At 63.3% G+C, this 14,875-nt stretch carries 16 protein-coding genes; 14 read left to right on the plus strand and 2 right to left on the minus strand.

Annotated elements, in window-relative coordinates; all coding sequences use genetic code 11:
- The coding region (locus tag ACE3PR_RS15005) for a hypothetical protein (RefSeq protein ID WP_374373474.1) at nucleotides 1-360 on the plus strand (360 nt) is incomplete at its 5' end.
- Between the two features lie 123 nt (nucleotides 361-483).
- On the opposite strand, the gene ACE3PR_RS15010 is transcribed toward ACE3PR_RS15005, so the two are convergent.
- Nucleotides 484-1,821, minus strand: a complete 1,338-nt coding sequence (locus ACE3PR_RS15010) for an adenylate/guanylate cyclase domain-containing protein (RefSeq protein WP_374373476.1) — start codon at nucleotides 1,819-1,821, stop codon at nucleotides 484-486.
- A 327-nt stretch (nucleotides 1,822-2,148) separates the two neighbouring features.
- On the opposite strand from ACE3PR_RS15010, the gene ACE3PR_RS15015 reads away from it, so the two are divergent.
- The 8 genes from ACE3PR_RS15015 to ACE3PR_RS15050 all read left to right on the plus strand — a co-directional run bounded on the left by ACE3PR_RS15015 (nucleotide 2,149) and on the right by ACE3PR_RS15050 (nucleotide 10,678).
- A complete protein-coding gene (locus ACE3PR_RS15015; RefSeq protein ID WP_374373478.1) occupies nucleotides 2,149-2,721 on the plus strand; it encodes a NifU family protein in 573 nt (190 codons plus the stop codon).
- Between the two features lie 83 nt (nucleotides 2,722-2,804).
- A complete protein-coding gene (locus ACE3PR_RS15020; RefSeq protein ID WP_374373480.1) occupies nucleotides 2,805-3,407 on the plus strand; it encodes a malonic semialdehyde reductase in 603 nt (200 codons plus the stop codon).
- A 210-nt stretch (nucleotides 3,408-3,617) separates the two neighbouring features.
- A complete protein-coding gene (locus tag ACE3PR_RS15025; RefSeq protein ID WP_374373483.1) occupies nucleotides 3,618-4,640 on the plus strand; it encodes a TAXI family TRAP transporter solute-binding subunit in 1,023 nt (340 codons plus the stop codon).
- 60 nt (nucleotides 4,641-4,700) lie between these two features.
- Nucleotides 4,701-6,785: a TRAP transporter permease gene (locus tag ACE3PR_RS15030; protein ID WP_374373486.1), complete on the plus strand. Its 2,085-nt coding sequence runs from the start codon at nucleotides 4,701-4,703 to the stop codon at nucleotides 6,783-6,785.
- Between the two features lie 100 nt (nucleotides 6,786-6,885).
- Nucleotides 6,886-7,272 (plus strand): PRC-barrel domain-containing protein, encoded by a 387-nt coding sequence (locus ACE3PR_RS15035; protein ID WP_374373488.1) that lies wholly within the window; start codon nucleotides 6,886-6,888, stop codon nucleotides 7,270-7,272.
- Nucleotides 7,273-7,444: 172 nt separating this feature from the next.
- Nucleotides 7,445-7,678 (plus strand): hypothetical protein, encoded by a 234-nt coding sequence (locus ACE3PR_RS15040; RefSeq protein WP_374373491.1) that lies wholly within the window; start codon nucleotides 7,445-7,447, stop codon nucleotides 7,676-7,678.
- Between the two features lie 95 nt (nucleotides 7,679-7,773).
- Nucleotides 7,774-8,760, plus strand: coding sequence for an SDR family oxidoreductase (locus tag ACE3PR_RS15045; RefSeq protein ID WP_374373493.1), 987 nt, complete (start codon nucleotides 7,774-7,776; stop codon nucleotides 8,758-8,760).
- A gap of 4 nt (nucleotides 8,761-8,764) precedes the next feature.
- On the plus strand, nucleotides 8,765-10,678 hold the full coding sequence (locus ACE3PR_RS15050; RefSeq protein ID WP_374373495.1) for an AsmA family protein: 1,914 nt from the start codon (nucleotides 8,765-8,767) through the stop codon (nucleotides 10,676-10,678).
- Between the two features lie 135 nt (nucleotides 10,679-10,813).
- On the opposite strand, the gene ddpX is transcribed toward ACE3PR_RS15050, so the two are convergent.
- Entirely contained in the window at nucleotides 10,814-11,365 is a 552-nt protein-coding gene (gene ddpX, locus ACE3PR_RS15055) for a D-alanyl-D-alanine dipeptidase (protein ID WP_374373497.1), read from the minus strand.
- A gap of 54 nt (nucleotides 11,366-11,419) precedes the next feature.
- On the opposite strand from ddpX, the gene tsaB reads away from it, so the two are divergent.
- The 5 genes from tsaB to ACE3PR_RS15080 all read left to right on the plus strand — a co-directional run bounded on the left by tsaB (nucleotide 11,420) and on the right by ACE3PR_RS15080 (nucleotide 14,872).
- Nucleotides 11,420-12,226 (plus strand): tRNA (adenosine(37)-N6)-threonylcarbamoyltransferase complex dimerization subunit type 1 TsaB, encoded by an 807-nt coding sequence (gene tsaB / locus ACE3PR_RS15060; protein ID WP_374373499.1) that lies wholly within the window; start codon nucleotides 11,420-11,422, stop codon nucleotides 12,224-12,226.
- A gap of 8 nt (nucleotides 12,227-12,234) precedes the next feature.
- Nucleotides 12,235-12,795, plus strand: a complete 561-nt coding sequence (locus ACE3PR_RS15065; RefSeq protein ID WP_374373501.1) for a GNAT family N-acetyltransferase — start codon at nucleotides 12,235-12,237, stop codon at nucleotides 12,793-12,795.
- A 113-nt stretch (nucleotides 12,796-12,908) separates the two neighbouring features.
- Entirely contained in the window at nucleotides 12,909-13,358 is a 450-nt protein-coding gene (locus ACE3PR_RS15070) for a MucR family transcriptional regulator (protein ID WP_374373503.1), read from the plus strand.
- 222 nt (nucleotides 13,359-13,580) lie between these two features.
- Nucleotides 13,581-14,057: a Fur family transcriptional regulator gene (locus tag ACE3PR_RS15075; protein ID WP_374373505.1), complete on the plus strand. Its 477-nt coding sequence runs from the start codon at nucleotides 13,581-13,583 to the stop codon at nucleotides 14,055-14,057.
- Entirely contained in the window at nucleotides 14,054-14,872 is an 819-nt protein-coding gene (locus tag ACE3PR_RS15080; protein WP_374373507.1) for a GNAT family N-acetyltransferase, read from the plus strand. The genes ACE3PR_RS15075 and ACE3PR_RS15080 overlap by 4 nt, the downstream gene beginning before the upstream one ends.
- The last annotated feature ends 3 nt before the right edge of the window (nucleotides 14,873-14,875 follow it).

The following is a 14,875-nucleotide window of genomic DNA, read 5'->3' on the forward strand; positions in this document are numbered from 1 at the left end:
AAACTGTATGATGGTCCGCAAGTTCAAAGGCCGTTCAGCAAGGATTATCCCGATGGCTACCGAACCGACGCAGCCGGAAACCTCACCCACGACATCGACGGAAACCCCCTCGAAATCGGCAATCGAATTGTGGGCCGCCGCGTGGCTGGCGGAGCGGACGAAGCCCTCTCGCCAACAGAATTTGACGCCATCGCAAAGGCAGGAACTGGCAAACCGATTGCGCGCGTTGCGCTCCCCGGAAACACCGTCGGCCGTGTCACTGTAGATCGCTATTCCAGGATGCCGGAGGACATAGGTCTTTCAAGCAAGCTCGCCCCAGAAGAACTCCCCGGCGTCTACGGCCACGAGATCGGCCAGTGATCGATCAACTCGCCAAAGAGATTCCGGTTGCCGGATTGTCGAAGGAACTGAAGGCGCTCTACAACACCGCGCCTACGATGCTGGTAACAATCCGAGCTCGCATCCTTGTCCACACCGCCGGCTTCAATCCGGCAGGCCGTAGACGTCCTGGTTCTCGGCGAAACCGCGCAAGGGATAGGCGCCGAGATGCTTCAGCTCCGAGCCGCAGATCGAGGCGAATTGCTTCGAGGCGAGGAGCGGCTGGTCGAGCGTGGGGCAGAGCGTCTCGATCCTGGTGGCAAGGTTGACCGCCGGGCCGATCACGGTGAAATCGAGTCTGGCATCCTCGCCTTGCGCGGCGCCGATATTGCCGTAGGAGACCGAGCCGCAATGGAGGCCGATGCCCACTTTCAGCGCCGGCTGGCCGGTCGCAACCCGCAGCTCGTTGAGATCCCGGAGGCCGTCGAGGGCCGCCATCGCGGCATCGAGGGCGATGCGGCATTTGCCGTCGCGGTCAAGATCGTCCTGCATGGGAAAGATCGCCAGCATGGCATCGCCGATGAATTTCAGGATCTCGCCGCCGCGCGCGATCACGGGGCGCGCCACCGTGTCGAAATAATCGTTGAGTGTGGCGATCACCAGATCGCGCGGCAATTCGTTCGACATCTGGGTGAAGCCGCGCAAGTCGCAATACCAGATGGCGGCCGCGATGGTGCGCGCATCGCCGCGCTGGATCTGGCCCGAGAGCACCGCCTCGCCGGCATTGTTGCCGAGATAGACATGCATGAGCGAGCGCGCGATATAGGCCCATTCCCGCGCTTCGATGATGAGCGAGAGCAGCGGGATGAGGGTGCGGAAGGCCGTCATCTGCATCTCGCTGAAGCCGTCCGGCGCATCCGAGGTGATCGAGACCGAGGACCGCACGCCACCCGGCAGGCGGATGGCGAAGATCGCGTAATCGGTCGCCCCCTGCTTCCTCATATCCTCGAGGATCGGGAAATCATTGGCGGCTTCGGGGCCGGTCAGGCGCCGGCGGATCTCGTTGACTTCGCCCTGATAGAGAATGCGCAAGGGCGAGGCGATGAATTCGGGGCTGGTGAGAACGGCGTGGTCGCGGGCGACGCGATTGGCTTGCGTATCGCCACGGCCCCAGACATAGCCGATGGCGGCGATTTGCGGATGCAGCGTGCGGACCGAGACGAAGAAGCGCAGCAGGGGAAATCCCGCTTCGCTCAATTGCCGGGCGATGCCGGTCACAAAATCGCCGAGATCGGGCAGCAGACGGCCCTCGTCCAGCATCCAGCGGAAAGCGGTTTCCACCGCCGGGCAGCCGAGACAGGCATCCTCGCCGGCCATGGCGCGGGCCACCATGGGGGCGGCCGGGCCGGGATGCCGCAATCCGACACCCTCGAACCCGATCGGCCGCAACAGGCCGTCGGAAAGATCGTCGTCATTGCTGGCTATCTGAATCTTCGCCGCCATTATCCGCCCATCACCCGCCCACTTTGGCATCCATTCTGTGGCGCCCTCGTCTCGGACGCTGATATGGGAAGCATAAGTCTCGGGATCAAATGCCTTTTTACAGGAACAATGTAACAACACCCGCGGCATAAGAGAAATGCAAACCGCGCGGGGAGAGGATGCGCCGCTTCTTGTGGCCATCTTTGGGCGGAATTCCGCCAGCTCCGTGACAATACGCGCCTAAGCCACAGAAAAATAAGGGTTGAAGACGCGGCGCCCAGCATTACCTTCTGGGAGAAAGCGTGCAGGCGTGCTGCGCGCATCCTTTTTCTGCAGCGGAGTTCCGCCATGTTCATTCAAACCGAAGAGACGCCGAATCCGGCGACCCTCAAATTCCTGCCCGGCCGCGACGTCATGGGCGAAGGCACTGCCGATTTCGCGCGTCCCGAAGGTGCCGAACGTTCGCCGCTGGCGGCCCGCCTCTTCGGTATCGACGGCGTGCGCCGTGTTTTCCTCGGCGGCGATTTCGTCACCGTGACCAAGGCGGACGAGAAGGATTGGTCGCTGCTGAAGCCGGCCTTGCTCGGTGTCATCATGGAACACTTCACCACCAACCAGCCGGTCATGCTGGGCGATGATGGGGTGCTGGGCGGGGGCGACGTGGCGCCGGCTTCTGGCGGCAGCGACGAGGATGACGAGATCGTCATCCAGATCAAGGAATTGCTGGAGACCCGCGTGCGTCCGGCGGTGGCCCAGGATGGCGGCGACATCGTGTTCCATTCCTTCGAGGATGGCGTCGTCTATCTCCATATGCAGGGTTCCTGCTCCGGTTGCCCCAGTTCGACGGCGACGCTGAAGATGGGCATCGAGAACATGCTGCGTCATTACGTGCCGGAAGTGCTCGAGGTGCGTCCCGTCTGAGGCTTTCGCGCGTCTGACGGTCTTTATTGAAGGGGGCGCTTTCCGGAGCGCCCCTTTTCTCGTTCAAAGGGGAACTTGCCGCGATGAACCGAACTGCACCCAGCCTGGTCGACGATGTGGCGCTCGACCTCATCTACCGCACCGCGCGGACCTATTCGCATTTCCTCGACCGCCCGGTCGAGGACGCCACCTTGCAGGCGGCCTATGACCTCGCGCGCATGGGGCCGACCAGCGCCAATTGCCAGCCCTTGCGCATTCTCTTCGTGCGCTCCAGGGAAGCCAAGGCGAAGCTGGAGCCGGCCTTGTCCGAAGGCAATCGCAAGAAGACCATGGCGGCGCCGGTCACCGCGATCTTTGCCATGGACATGGAATTCTACGAACAGCTCGGGACGCAGTTTCACGATCCCGAGGCGCGTTCCTGGTTCGCGGGGAAACCCGCGGCGATCGCCGAAACCGCCCTGCGCAATTCCTCGCTCCAGGCCGCCTATTTCATGCTGGCGGCCCGTGCGCTCGGCCTCGATTGCGGCCCGATGTCGGGCTTCGACAAGGTGAAGATCGATGACGCCTTCTTCGCCGGGACACACTGGAAGTCTAACTTCATCTGCAATATCGGCTACGGCAATCCCGCGACGCTCCATCCGCGCAATCCGCGTCTCGCCTTCGATTTCGCCTGCAGAATCGAATAGGTCGGATCGCCCTCACCGAATCACTTGAGCGGCAACTTCCATTCCGCGTAGATCGGTGCTTGCCATGCAAGCACGCCGCTGCCTAAACTCGACAGCCGGGCGAGCATGACTCATCGTCCGTGACTTCCCGTCGCCAGTGTTGCCATGACACCGTCGGGCATAACGAAAATTCAAATCAATCCGCAAGACACTAGACATCGGAGACAGCGAATGACCCGACGATTCAAATCCTTTTTGGGAATTGCCGTGGCCCTTGGCCTCGCCACCGGCGGCCTCGCCGCCAGCGTGGTCCATGCGCAGGAGATGAACTTCTTCCGCATCGGCACCGGCGGTACGGCGGGCACCTATTATCCGATCGGCGGTCTGATCGCGAATGCGATCTCCAACCCGCCCGGCTCCCGTGCCTGCGAAGAAGGCGGCTCCTGCGGCGTGCCGGGGCTGGTCGCTTCGGCGCTTGCCTCGAACGGCTCGGTCGCCAATGTGAACGCGATTGCCGGCGGCTCGCTGGAATCGGGCTTCGCGCAATCGGACGTGGCCACCTGGGCGCAGACCGGCACCGGCATCTGGGACGGGAAGCCCGCGGTGACCAAGCTCGCCGCCATCGCCAATCTCTATCCGGAAAGCATCCATCTGGTGGCCCGTGCCGATGCCGGCATCAAGAGTGTCGCCGATCTCAAGGGCAAGCGCGTCTCGCTCGACGAGCCGGGCTCGGGCACGCTGGTCGATGCGCGCATCATCCTGGAAGGTTACGGCCTCAGCGAAAGCGATGTCGAAGCCGAATTCCTGAAGCCCGATCAGGCGGCCGACCGCATGCGCGACGGGGCCATGGACGCGTTCTTCTTCGTCGGCGGCTATCCGGCCGGCGCCATTGCCGAACTGGCCAGCCAGCATGACGTGACATTGGTGCCGATCGATGGCGACGCCGCTGCGGCGATTCGCCAGAAATATCCGTTCTTCGCGGCCGATCTGGTGCCGGCCGGCACCTATGAAGGCGTCGGTGCCGATGTGACGACGCTCTCGGTCGGCGCGCAATGGGTGACCAGCACGGATCAGCCGGAAGAACTGATCTATGGCATCACCAAGGCGCTGTGGAACGACAACACGCGCAAGCTGTTCGATGCGGGCCATGCCAAGGGCAAGCAGATCCGCAAGGAAACGGCACTCGATGGTGTCGGCATCCCGCTGCATCCGGGCGCCGAACGCTTCTACAAGGAAGCCGGATTGCTGAAATAGGATCGGCGGAAAGCGGGGCCGAATTGTGGCTGCCCCGCTTTCATCGCTGACGCGCCTGCCATGAGCAAGCAACCCCGTCCCGGCGACGACAATGTTCCTCATGGCCTGACAGCCGACGAGCTGCAGGCGATCGAGGAAAAGTTCGATCCCGAATTGCGCTTCCGCAGACTCGGCCGGTCGCTGACTGTCCTTGCCGGACTGCTGCTCTTTCTTCTTTCCTGTTATCATTTTTATACCGCCGGCTTCGGCATACCGCGCGCCACCACGCATCGCGGGCTGCATCTGGCGGTCACCTTGTTTCTCGCGTTCCTGAGCTTTTCGGCCTTCTCGCGCCGGCAGACCCGCGCCGGCCTGCTGGCGCCCTTGGGATTGCCGCTTCTGGATTGGGCGCTCGCAATCGCCGGCGCCATTGCGGCGCTCTATGTGCCCTGGATCTACGATCAACTGGCCTTCCGTGTCGGCGATCCGCTGCCGATCGACATCGCCATGGGAACGGTGCTGATCCTCGTCCTCCTGGAAGCAACGCGCCGCTCTATGGGCTGGCCGCTGCCGGTGATCGCCCTTCTCTTTATCGCCTATGCCTATTTTGGCCAATCCATGCCGGGCGTCCTGGTGCATCCCGGCGCCAGTTGGTCGAACATCGTCAATCATCTCTATCTGACCAGCCAGGGCATCTACGGCACCGCGCTCGGCGTGATCGCCACCTATGTCTTTCATTTCGTGCTGTTCGGCGTGATGGCGACGCGGATCGGCCTCGGCCAATTGTTCATCGACGTCGCATCCGCGGCGGCGGGTCGCTATTCCGGCGGACCGGCCAAGGTCGCGGTGTTGTCATCGGCTCTGCTGGGCTCGATCTCGGGTTCCTCGATCGCCAATACGGTGACCACCGGCGCCCTCACCATCCCGGCCATGATCCGCGTCGGCTATCCCCGGCATTTCGCGGCGGCGGTCGAAGCCGCGGCCTCGACCGGCGGGCAGATCACGCCGCCGGTGATGGGCGCCGTGGCCTTTCTGATGATCGAATATCTCGGCGTCCCGCTCACCACCATTCTCACCGCGGCGCTGGTGCCGGCCTTCATGCATTTCTTCGGCGTGCTGGTGCAGGTGCATCTCGAGGCACGGCGCCTTGGCCTCAGGGGCTTGAGCCGCGAGGAACTCCCCAATGCCTGGCGGGTGCTGAAACAGGGCTGGCTCACTTTGCTGCCGCTGGTCCTGCTGATCGGCGTGCTGCTCAGCGGTCGCACGCCCTTTGCCGCGGCCTTCTGGGCGATCGCCGCCTGTATCGCGGTGCTGGTCTGGCAATCGGTCTCGCAAGACGGCATCCGGGCCGGTTTGCGGCAGGCGGCGCATGGTGTCTGGGAAGGCTTCATCCTCGGCGCCAAGCAATCGATCTCGGTGACCGCGGCGGCCGCGCTGGTGGGCGTGGTGATCGGCGTTGTCACGCTGACCGGCGTCGGCTTCAAGATCGCCTATATGGTCACGGGCATGGCCGCCGATTGGGCGACGACGGTTTCCGCCTGGCTCGCCATCCTGCCCTTCGATGTGATGTCGGTGCCGACCCTCACATTGCTTTTCACATTGCTGCTCACGGCGGTGGTCTGCGTGCTGATGGGTTGCGGGATCCCGACCACGGCCAATTACATCATCATGGTCGCCGTGGCGGCGCCGATCCTGGGCCTGCTCGGTGTGCAGCCGCTGGTCGCGCATTTCTTCGTCTTCTATTACGGCGTTCTGGCCGATATCACGCCGCCCGTGGCGCTTGCCGCCTATGCCGCCGCGGGCATCGCCGGCGCCAACGCCTTCAAGGCCGGCAACACGGCCTTCCGCCTCGGCATGGGCAAGGTTCTGGTGCCTTTTGTCTTTGCCTTTTCGCCCTCGCTCCTTCTGGTCACCGAGGGCTTCACCTGGAGTGCCTTTTTCCTGGCGGCGATCGGCGCGATGCTGGGAATCTGGGCCTTGGCGGCGGCCGTCTCCAACTGGCTCTTTGCGCCGTTGCGTGCCTATGAACGCCTGCTGCTGGTGGTTGCGGCATTGCTGCTGATTGCCCCCGACCTCATTGCGACACTGATCGGCATCGCGCTGATGCTGCCGGTCGTCCTGCGGCAATTGGTTTTCGGCAAGAGATCGGCGCGCAAATCGGGCTGACGCCCCCCTTCCTGCTGTGACATTCCCCCTTTGCGCCCTTCGCGACGGAACAAACGCCGCCGCCATCCTGTTAGGGAGGCACAACCGCAAGGAGGAACCCATGCAGACATCTATGGAAAATCGTCAGGACAGGCTGAAGAAGGATGAGACCGGCTCTCTCATCTCCGCCGACAAGGTGCATGGCACCGACATCTACAACCGCCGCGGCGACAATCTCGGCGAGGTCGAAAATGTCATGATCGACAAGCGGACCGGCAAGGTTGCCTATGCCGTCGTGACCTTCGGCGGTTTCCTCGGCATCGGTGCCGAGCGCCGCGCGCTGCCCTGGAGCGTTCTCACCTATGACGTCGAAAAAGGCGGCTATGTGGTCGACGCCACCGACGACGTTCTGCGCCAGGCGCCGGTCTATGGCGTGGAGGCGGAGAACGATCCGGAATGGGGCAACCGCGTCCACGGCCTCTTCGGCGTGCCGCCTTACTGGCACTAAGCGGGTATGACGACAGCGGCGCCGTGTCCCCGCGCGGCGCCGCGCGTCATTTCTGGTTCGATCATGAATGGGAGACCTGTGATGACCCAGACCATCGGCGCCTATCTGTTGACCGCGTTGGGCTCGGCCTATCTTCTCTCCCTGCTCGGAACAGCCTGGCCGGGATGACGGCATGATCTATCGCGTGAAACTCAACGCAGCCCGCCTCGATGACACAACCGGGCGGAATATGAATCACACCGGCATTGCCCGGGCGCTTGCCCCGCAAGAGCGCTGGTTCGTCGGCCAGATCGAAAGTCGCTACGCTGCGGTGACAGAGGCGGCGCTGCCGCTCAGTTGGTCCGATGGAATCCGGCAATTGACGCGCCTGGACCGGCCCACCCGGATTGGCACTGAGCGCGGCTAGCCCCCAACAGGGAACGGCGCAGGCAACGCGGCGTTGCGCCTTCAGGGGATGCTTTTTTGGGGATGGCCCTTCTCGATTTGACCCCGGAGGTACTCATGGGCAACCCATCCGCAGCCGACCACATCAATGCCATCGCCCGCCGTCAGGAGGAGATGCACCAGGCGCAACTGACGCAGGATTCGGCGCGCCAGGCCGAGACGCCGGATGGCGCGGCCGAGGTGGCGGCACCCAACGCCCGTCCCACGCCACCTTTGCCCGACGATGTCCTGGCAAAGCCCGGCGTGGAAAGCGATCTTCGCATCGCCCCGGAATTCATGGCGCCGGATTACAAGGGCAGTGAAAAACTGAAGGACAAGGTGGCGATTGTCACCGGCGGCGATTCCGGCATCGGCCGCGCCGTCGCTGTCCTCTATGCCCGCGAGGGTGCCGATGTCGTCATCGTCTATCTCAACGAACATGGCGATGCGCAGGTGACCTGCGATCACATTCGGCGCGAGGGACGGCGTGCTCTGCTCATCGCGGGCGATATCCGGGACAAGGATTTTTGCCGCCAGGTGGTGAAAAAGACCGTGGAGAGTTTCGGCCGGATCGACATCCTGGTGAACAATGCGGCCTTCCAGCTCCATGCCCACGAGATTGGCGAGATCACCGAGGACCGCCTGGACGAGACTTTCCGCACCAACGTCTTCGGCATGTTCCATCTGACCCAGGCGGCAGTTCCGGAAATGCCGTCGGGCGCTGCCATCATCAATTCCGGCTCGGTCGTCGGTCTCGAGGGCAGCGGAGAATTGCTGGACTATGCCGCCACCAAGGGCGCCATCCACGCTTTCACGAAATCGCTCGCCCACAATCTGCTGGAAAAGGGCATTCGCGTGAACGCGGTGGCACCCGGTCCTGTCTGGACGCCGCTCAACCCGGCCGACAAGGCGCCGGACGACATCCGGAATTTCGGCGCCGGCACGGACATGAAGCGGCCCGCGCAGCCGGACGAACTCTCCCCCGCTTACGTCTTCCTGGCGGCACCCTGCTGCTCCAGCTACATCAACGGTATCGTCCTCCCCGTCACGGGCAGCATCGGCTGATGCCATGCGCCGCGCCCTGAAGGTCGTCGGTATCCTTCTTGGCGTCCTCCTGCTGTGTTTCGGCATCGCCCTCGCCGGCCTCTTCATCTACCTCAATTCTGCGGCCGGATTGCGCGAGGCGACGGCGCGGGCCAGCGCGCTCCTCGGACGCGAGATCACAATCACCGATGCCAATATCGATTGGGGACGCGTCACCCATATCGATCTCGCCGGCCTCAAGGTCGCCAATGTCGCCTGGGCGCATCAGGAGAATTTCCTGGAGGCGGAGAGGCTGTCGCTGGATATCGAGATGTGGCCCCTGCTAGGGGGCGAGATCGTGTTGCCGCGTCTCGCTCTTGCCGCGCCGCGGCTGTATCTCGAAAAGCACCCGGACGGCGCCGTCAACTGGTCTTTCGGCGCGCAGCCGGTGGTGAGCCAGGCCGCGGTGACCGTGGCGCCGGAGGAGCGCGACGAAATGCCGGCCCTCGATTTCGTCGAGATCAGCGACGGCATTCTCCAATACCGCGACGATGCGCGGAAGCTTCTGATCGATGGTGAACTCAGCCTCGCGACCGGCGAAGCCGATGGGGCCGAATCGGTCAAATTCGCGGGCAAAGGCAGGCTGGAGGAAAGGCCGCTGATTGTCGCCTTCAACGGCGGTTCCTTCGCCATGCTGAAGAACAGCGACCGGCCCTATCCCCTCAAGCTCGCGATCAAGTTCGGCGCCACCGAAATCGCGGTCGAAGGCACGATGGCGGACCCGATTGCGTTGCAGGGCGCCGATCTCAAGCTCGACCTAAAGGGGCCGGACCTCGCCGAGGTATTTCCGGTCCTCGGTGTGCCAGCGCCGCCAACGCCGCCCTATCACCTGACCGGACAATTGCAGCGCAGGGGTGAGGTCTGGGCGTTCCGGCAGTTCGATGGCATCGTCGGCGACAGCGACCTTGCCGGCGATGTGCGCATCGATTACGGCCCGGAACGACCGCGGGTCGATGCGGATCTCTTCTCACGGGTGCTGGATTTCGACGATCTCGGCCCCCTCATCGGCGCCACGCCGGATACGGATGAGACGGCCTCGAAGGCGCAGGAAAAAACCGCCGAGAAGCTGGCGCAGAGCGACAACATCTTTCCCGACATGCCGCTCAATTTCGCAAAGCTGAAGGTGATGGATATGGACGTGAAGCTGACCGCCGAGAAAGTGCGCTCGGAAAGCTATCTCGCCGTCACGTCGCTGAAGGGCCATGTGGTGATCGAAAACGGTGTCGCGACCCTTGAACCCTTCGAGCTCGGCCTCGCGCAAGGCATGGTCAGCGGCCAGATCACGCTGGATTCGAATGCGGAGCCTGCGGCGGTATCGACCGATCTCGGCCTCCGGCAGCTCAATCTCGGCACCTTCTTCCAGGAATCGCCCTATTTCGACGCAACCGACGGCAAGATCGACGGCCGGGTGAAGCTCGACGGGCGCGGCACATCCCTTGCTGACGTCATGGGCGCCGCCGACGGGGATCTGCGCCTGGTCATGCATGGCGGCTCGGTCAGCTGGCTGCTGGTGGAACTGATCGGCCTCGATCTCGGCCAGGCCCTGATTCTCTATGTGACGGAAGACAACCGCATTCCGATCAATTGTGCCGCCGGCAAGATCGATGTGAGCGCGGGTATCGCCGAGATGGCGCCGGTGGTCGTCGACACCACCGATTCCGTGCTCTATTTCTCCGGCAAGACCGATCTCCGGCTGCAAACTATGACGCTGCAGGTGGAAGCCGATGCCAAGGATTTCAGCCTCCTTGATATCGACGCGCCGCTCCTCATCTCGGGCAAGATCCGCGATCCCGACATCTCGCTGGGGAAGGGCGTCCCCATCCCGCTGATCGAGCCCGGCAATGCCGCGAAGATCGCCTGCGACCGGCTTATCAACACCATCCTGCAGGCGACGAAATGAGCCGGGTTTGCCGCATCCGAAAAACCGCGGAAATCCGCCAGCTAATCGATTAGCTAATCGGTTCGCTAATCGGTTCGCTGGTCCCATCCGCGCCGGTGGATGGGCAGGCGAGATCACCAATAAGTCGCGGGGACGTTACATCATCGGGCGGGCGAGTGTGGCATTCTCAACCAGCGGGAAATCGCGCGCATTGAACATCTGGTAATGCCACCACTCGTTCTTGTAATTGTCCCAGCCGGCAGCCATCATGATGCCAAGCAGGATGAAGCGGTTGCGCTGGGCGGTGACATTGACCTCGGTCGAGGCGTGATGCGAAGCGGGAATTGCCGCGTCGAAGCCGGTGCCCATGTCGAGTTCGCGACCCTGCGCATCAATGAGGGTGAGGTCGATGGCGACACCCCGGCTATGCGGCGATCCGCGCCGGGGGTCGGCGACGAATTCGGGATCGGGCAAAGCGTGCCACAATTTCCACTGTGCCTCGCTCGGGCGATAGGCGTCGAAGATTTTGAGCCTGAGATCCAGCGGTTCGGCCAGATGAACCGCTTTTTTCAGCAGCTCCGCCGCCTTCTCATGCAGGTAGCAGATCGGCTGGGTATAGATCGGCGCGCCGGTCAGGTTTTCCGGTGTGGCGTAAGCGAGGGCGATGTCGACATTGAATTCCGGCGCGGTGATTTCCACGAGGCTCATCTTGCCACCCGATGCTGAGGGTTCTAAACCCCCTGTTAGCCTAAGGAAGAAAGGGTGGCAATCCGCATGACGGGCGAGACCAAAGCAAGCGGGGCGGAAGGTGGCGGCAAAGGCGCCCCGTTCCGGAAAGTGGCCTTGCGGCCGGGGCAGATCGTCTTGGCCCTTGAGGCCGCCGGCAATACCTGTTCCGTGGCGCTGGGCCGCATGACCGCCAGCAAGCCTGAGATTCTTGCTGCTGAAAACCGCGCGATGGAACACGGCCAGGCGATTGCCCTGGTGCCGATGATCGCCGCGGTCATGGCCAAGGCCGGCCTTGCCATGCAGGCGATCGATGCCGTCGCCGTCGGCATCGGCCCCGGCGGTTTCACCGGCCTGCGCATCGCACTCTCGACCGCGCGCGGGCTGGGCCTCGCACTCCAGGTGCCGGTGATCGGCCTCTCCAGCTTCCAGGCCAGCGCCGTCGCTCTGCCCCCGGCGATACGGGAGGGCGGCGATATCGTCGTCCTTCTGGACAGCCGCCGCAGCGAGCCCTATGCCGCCTGGCTGGGGCCCGATCTCGGCTTTCGCGCGACGCCCATCCTGCTGGATGAAGCCGGCCTCGCCGCCTTGCTGGCCCGAGTCTCTCCCGCCACGATCACCGGCGACGGCCTTTCGCTCTGGACCCAGGGATGGCCAGAGGGGGGACGGCCAGAGGAGGGACGGCCAGAGGGGGCCTGGCCGGAAGGTTGCAAAATCCAGCCCGGCGGCAGCGATGCCACTGCTTTGCTGGATCTTGCCGCCGAGATCGACGGGCGCTTCCAGGTGGCGCCCATGCCCTTCTATCTGCGCGAGCCCGATGTCTCGCTGCCCAAAGCGGGCTAGGGGGCGCCATGGCACCGGCCGCGATCGATCCAGCACCGGAATTGTCAACGCAGGCGGCAGCCATCCTGCGGCCGGTGACGCCTTTCGATCTCGATCTGCTGGCGCTGCTGCATCAGGAAGGTTTCAAGGAATCCTGGGACCGCCCCTGGTCGCGCCAATCCTTCGCCGAGATCCTGGCCATGCCGGGCAGTTTCGGTCTCATCATTGCCTTGCCGGGCGCGGCGGGAATGGAACCGGTGGGCTTCGGCCTCATCCTGGCCGCCGGGGACGAGGTGGAGGTGTTGCTGCTCACCCTCTTGCCGCGCTGGCGCAAACGGGGCCTCGCCCATCGCCTGCTGCTGGCCCTGCTCTATCACGCCGATCGCGGCGGGGCGGGGCGGGCGGTGCTGGAAGTGGCCGCCCCCAATATCGCCGCAATCGCCCTCTACGAAAAAGCCGGGTTTACCCCTTGCGGGCGGCGGCGGAACTATTACGCCCCCGGCGTGGATGCGATTATTTACGAACGATTTCTCAGTCCCGGCAATATTCAGCCTAAATCTGATGAAGAACCTGGAAATACGTGTGAGTAAGCGAAATATTGGCACGCGTTTCATTGCCATTCCCCGTGACGCTCGCTAATTTCCGCCGTGCCGGTGCCGCCCATTGAGAGGCGCCACGCCGTCCGAAAGAGGAACCGAGGCCGATGACCGACGCGCAGAAGAACGACCCGTTGCTGCCGATGGTGACGGAAATCGTCGTCGCATATCTGTCACATAACACCGTCGCCATGGCCGACATCCCGCGCCTCATCGCCGAGACGCGCCAGGCGTTGGCGCAAAGCGGTTCGCTCGATCCGACCTCCCGCTCAAACCCGGCCAATGCCGGCGAGCCCGCCGTTGCGATCAAAAAATCGGTGACGCCCGATTACATCATCTGCCTGGAAGACGGCATCAAACTGAAGATGCTGAAACGGCATTTGCGGACCGCCTACAACATGTCCCCCGAGCAATACCGCCAGAAATGGGGCCTGCCGGCGGATTATCCGATGGTGGCGCCGAATTACGCCAAGAAGCGTTCATCCCTGGCGCGGGAATTCGGTCTGGGGCGGGGCAGCGGCAATGGCCGCAAGCGCAGGCCAGCCCGCCGGACCTAGGCTCAGCCCGCCCCGGCTCGCCGCCCCCCGTTAACGAATTTCCCCGCAATAGAACTGGCATCCCGCCGCCGATCCTGTTTTGCTGGTCCTTGCGCCACGGTCCTGATAAACCGGAAAACCGGTTTGAGTCGCCGGGCGCCGGCTGGCTTTGCCAGTGGGTGGCGAATAACCTGACTGGAAGTGTTGAATTTGCGGCAAACACGACTCACAAGCGAGGAAAGCGTGCCATCGCGTCTTGAAACTCTTTGTATCGAGAAGGGCCTCAAGATGACCGACCAGCGTCGGATCATCGCCCGGGTTCTGTCGGAAGCGCAGGATCATCCCGATGTGGAATTGCTCCACAAGCGGGCGTCCGAGATCGATCCCGGCATCTCGCTGGCAACGGTCTATCGCACGGTCCGATTGTTCGAAGAGGCGAGCATTCTGGAGCGCCACGATTTCGGCGACGGCCGCGCGCGCTATGAAGAGGCGCGCGACGACCATCACGACCATCTGATCGATATCCAGTCCGGCCGCGTCATTGAATTCACCAATAACGAGATCGAGCAATTGCAACACCGGGTCGCGGCCGAACTCGGCTATCGCCTGGTCGGCCATCGACTCGAACTTTATGCCGTGCCGATCGACAAAAACGGCAAGAGCGATGGCGACATGCCGAAAGGCAAGCCGCGCATCGTCGGCGGGGGCGGCGAAAAATGAATGTGGCGGCGGCCCGTCGCGAACGGCCGGTCGAAGTTGTCGTCGGTGATTTGGAAGCGCGCCTGGCGGAGACCGAGGCCGAGATCCTGGCCGCGCAGGAATTGCGCTATCGGGTCTTCTACGAGGAAATGGGCGCTCTCCCCAGTGCCGAAATGCGGCGCCTCAAACGCGATTTCGATGCCTTCGATCCCTATTGCGACCACCTGATCGTCGTCGACCGCTCGCGCGGGTCCGGCGTCAAGGGCATCGTCGCCACCTATCGCCTGCTCCGGCGCGAAGCGGCGCGGCGCGCCGGGCGGTTCTATTCGATTGCCGAATACGACATCTCGCCTCTGGTCAATCGCCCGGGCGAGATTCTGGAATTGGGCCGCTCCTGCGTCGATCCCGCCTACCGCACCAAGATGGCGATGCAATTGCTGTGGAAGGGCATCACCGATTACATCCTCTTCCACAAGGTCGAGATCATGTTCGGTTGCGCCAGCTTTCCCGGCATCGATCCCAATGCACACCGCATGGCGCTTTCCTATCTCCATCACCGGCATCTGGCACCGGCCGAGTTCCGGCCGCGTGCACTCCCCGATCGCTATGTCGACATGAACATGATGCCCTTGTCCGAGATCGACGAGCGGCGGGCGCTGGCCTCCCTGCCGCCGCTCATCAAGGGCTATCTGCGTCTTTCCGGCTATGTCGGCGACGGGGCGGTGATCGATCATGAATTCGGCTCGGTCGATGTCTCGATCGTCGTGGTGACCGCCAAGGTCACCGACAAATACATGAAGCATTACACTCGCCCCGATTACGGCGGCGATGCCTAGCGC

Source organism: Dongia sp., assembly GCF_041909655.1.
Lineage (GTDB): Bacteria > Pseudomonadota > Alphaproteobacteria > Dongiales > Dongiaceae > Dongia.

Coding starts and splice junctions, on each gene's coding strand:
- ACE3PR_RS15010 (WP_374373476.1), bottom strand. CDS start 1,821: ATGGCGGCGAAGATTCAGATAGCCAGCAATGACGACGATCTTTCCGAC.
- ACE3PR_RS15015 (WP_374373478.1), top strand. CDS start 2,149: ATGTTCATTCAAACCGAAGAGACGCCGAATCCGGCGACCCTCAAATTC.
- ACE3PR_RS15020 (WP_374373480.1), top strand. CDS start 2,805: ATGAACCGAACTGCACCCAGCCTGGTCGACGATGTGGCGCTCGACCTC.
- ACE3PR_RS15025 (WP_374373483.1), top strand. CDS start 3,618: ATGACCCGACGATTCAAATCCTTTTTGGGAATTGCCGTGGCCCTTGGC.
- ACE3PR_RS15030 (WP_374373486.1), top strand. CDS start 4,701: ATGAGCAAGCAACCCCGTCCCGGCGACGACAATGTTCCTCATGGCCTG.
- ACE3PR_RS15035 (WP_374373488.1), top strand. CDS start 6,886: ATGCAGACATCTATGGAAAATCGTCAGGACAGGCTGAAGAAGGATGAG.
- ACE3PR_RS15040 (WP_374373491.1), top strand. CDS start 7,445: ATGATCTATCGCGTGAAACTCAACGCAGCCCGCCTCGATGACACAACC.
- ACE3PR_RS15045 (WP_374373493.1), top strand. CDS start 7,774: ATGGGCAACCCATCCGCAGCCGACCACATCAATGCCATCGCCCGCCGT.
- ACE3PR_RS15050 (WP_374373495.1), top strand. CDS start 8,765: ATGCGCCGCGCCCTGAAGGTCGTCGGTATCCTTCTTGGCGTCCTCCTG.
- ddpX (WP_374373497.1), bottom strand. CDS start 11,365: ATGAGCCTCGTGGAAATCACCGCGCCGGAATTCAATGTCGACATCGCC.
- ACE3PR_RS15065 (WP_374373501.1), top strand. CDS start 12,235: ATGGCACCGGCCGCGATCGATCCAGCACCGGAATTGTCAACGCAGGCG.
- ACE3PR_RS15070 (WP_374373503.1), top strand. CDS start 12,909: ATGACCGACGCGCAGAAGAACGACCCGTTGCTGCCGATGGTGACGGAA.
- ACE3PR_RS15080 (WP_374373507.1), top strand. CDS start 14,054: ATGAATGTGGCGGCGGCCCGTCGCGAACGGCCGGTCGAAGTTGTCGTC.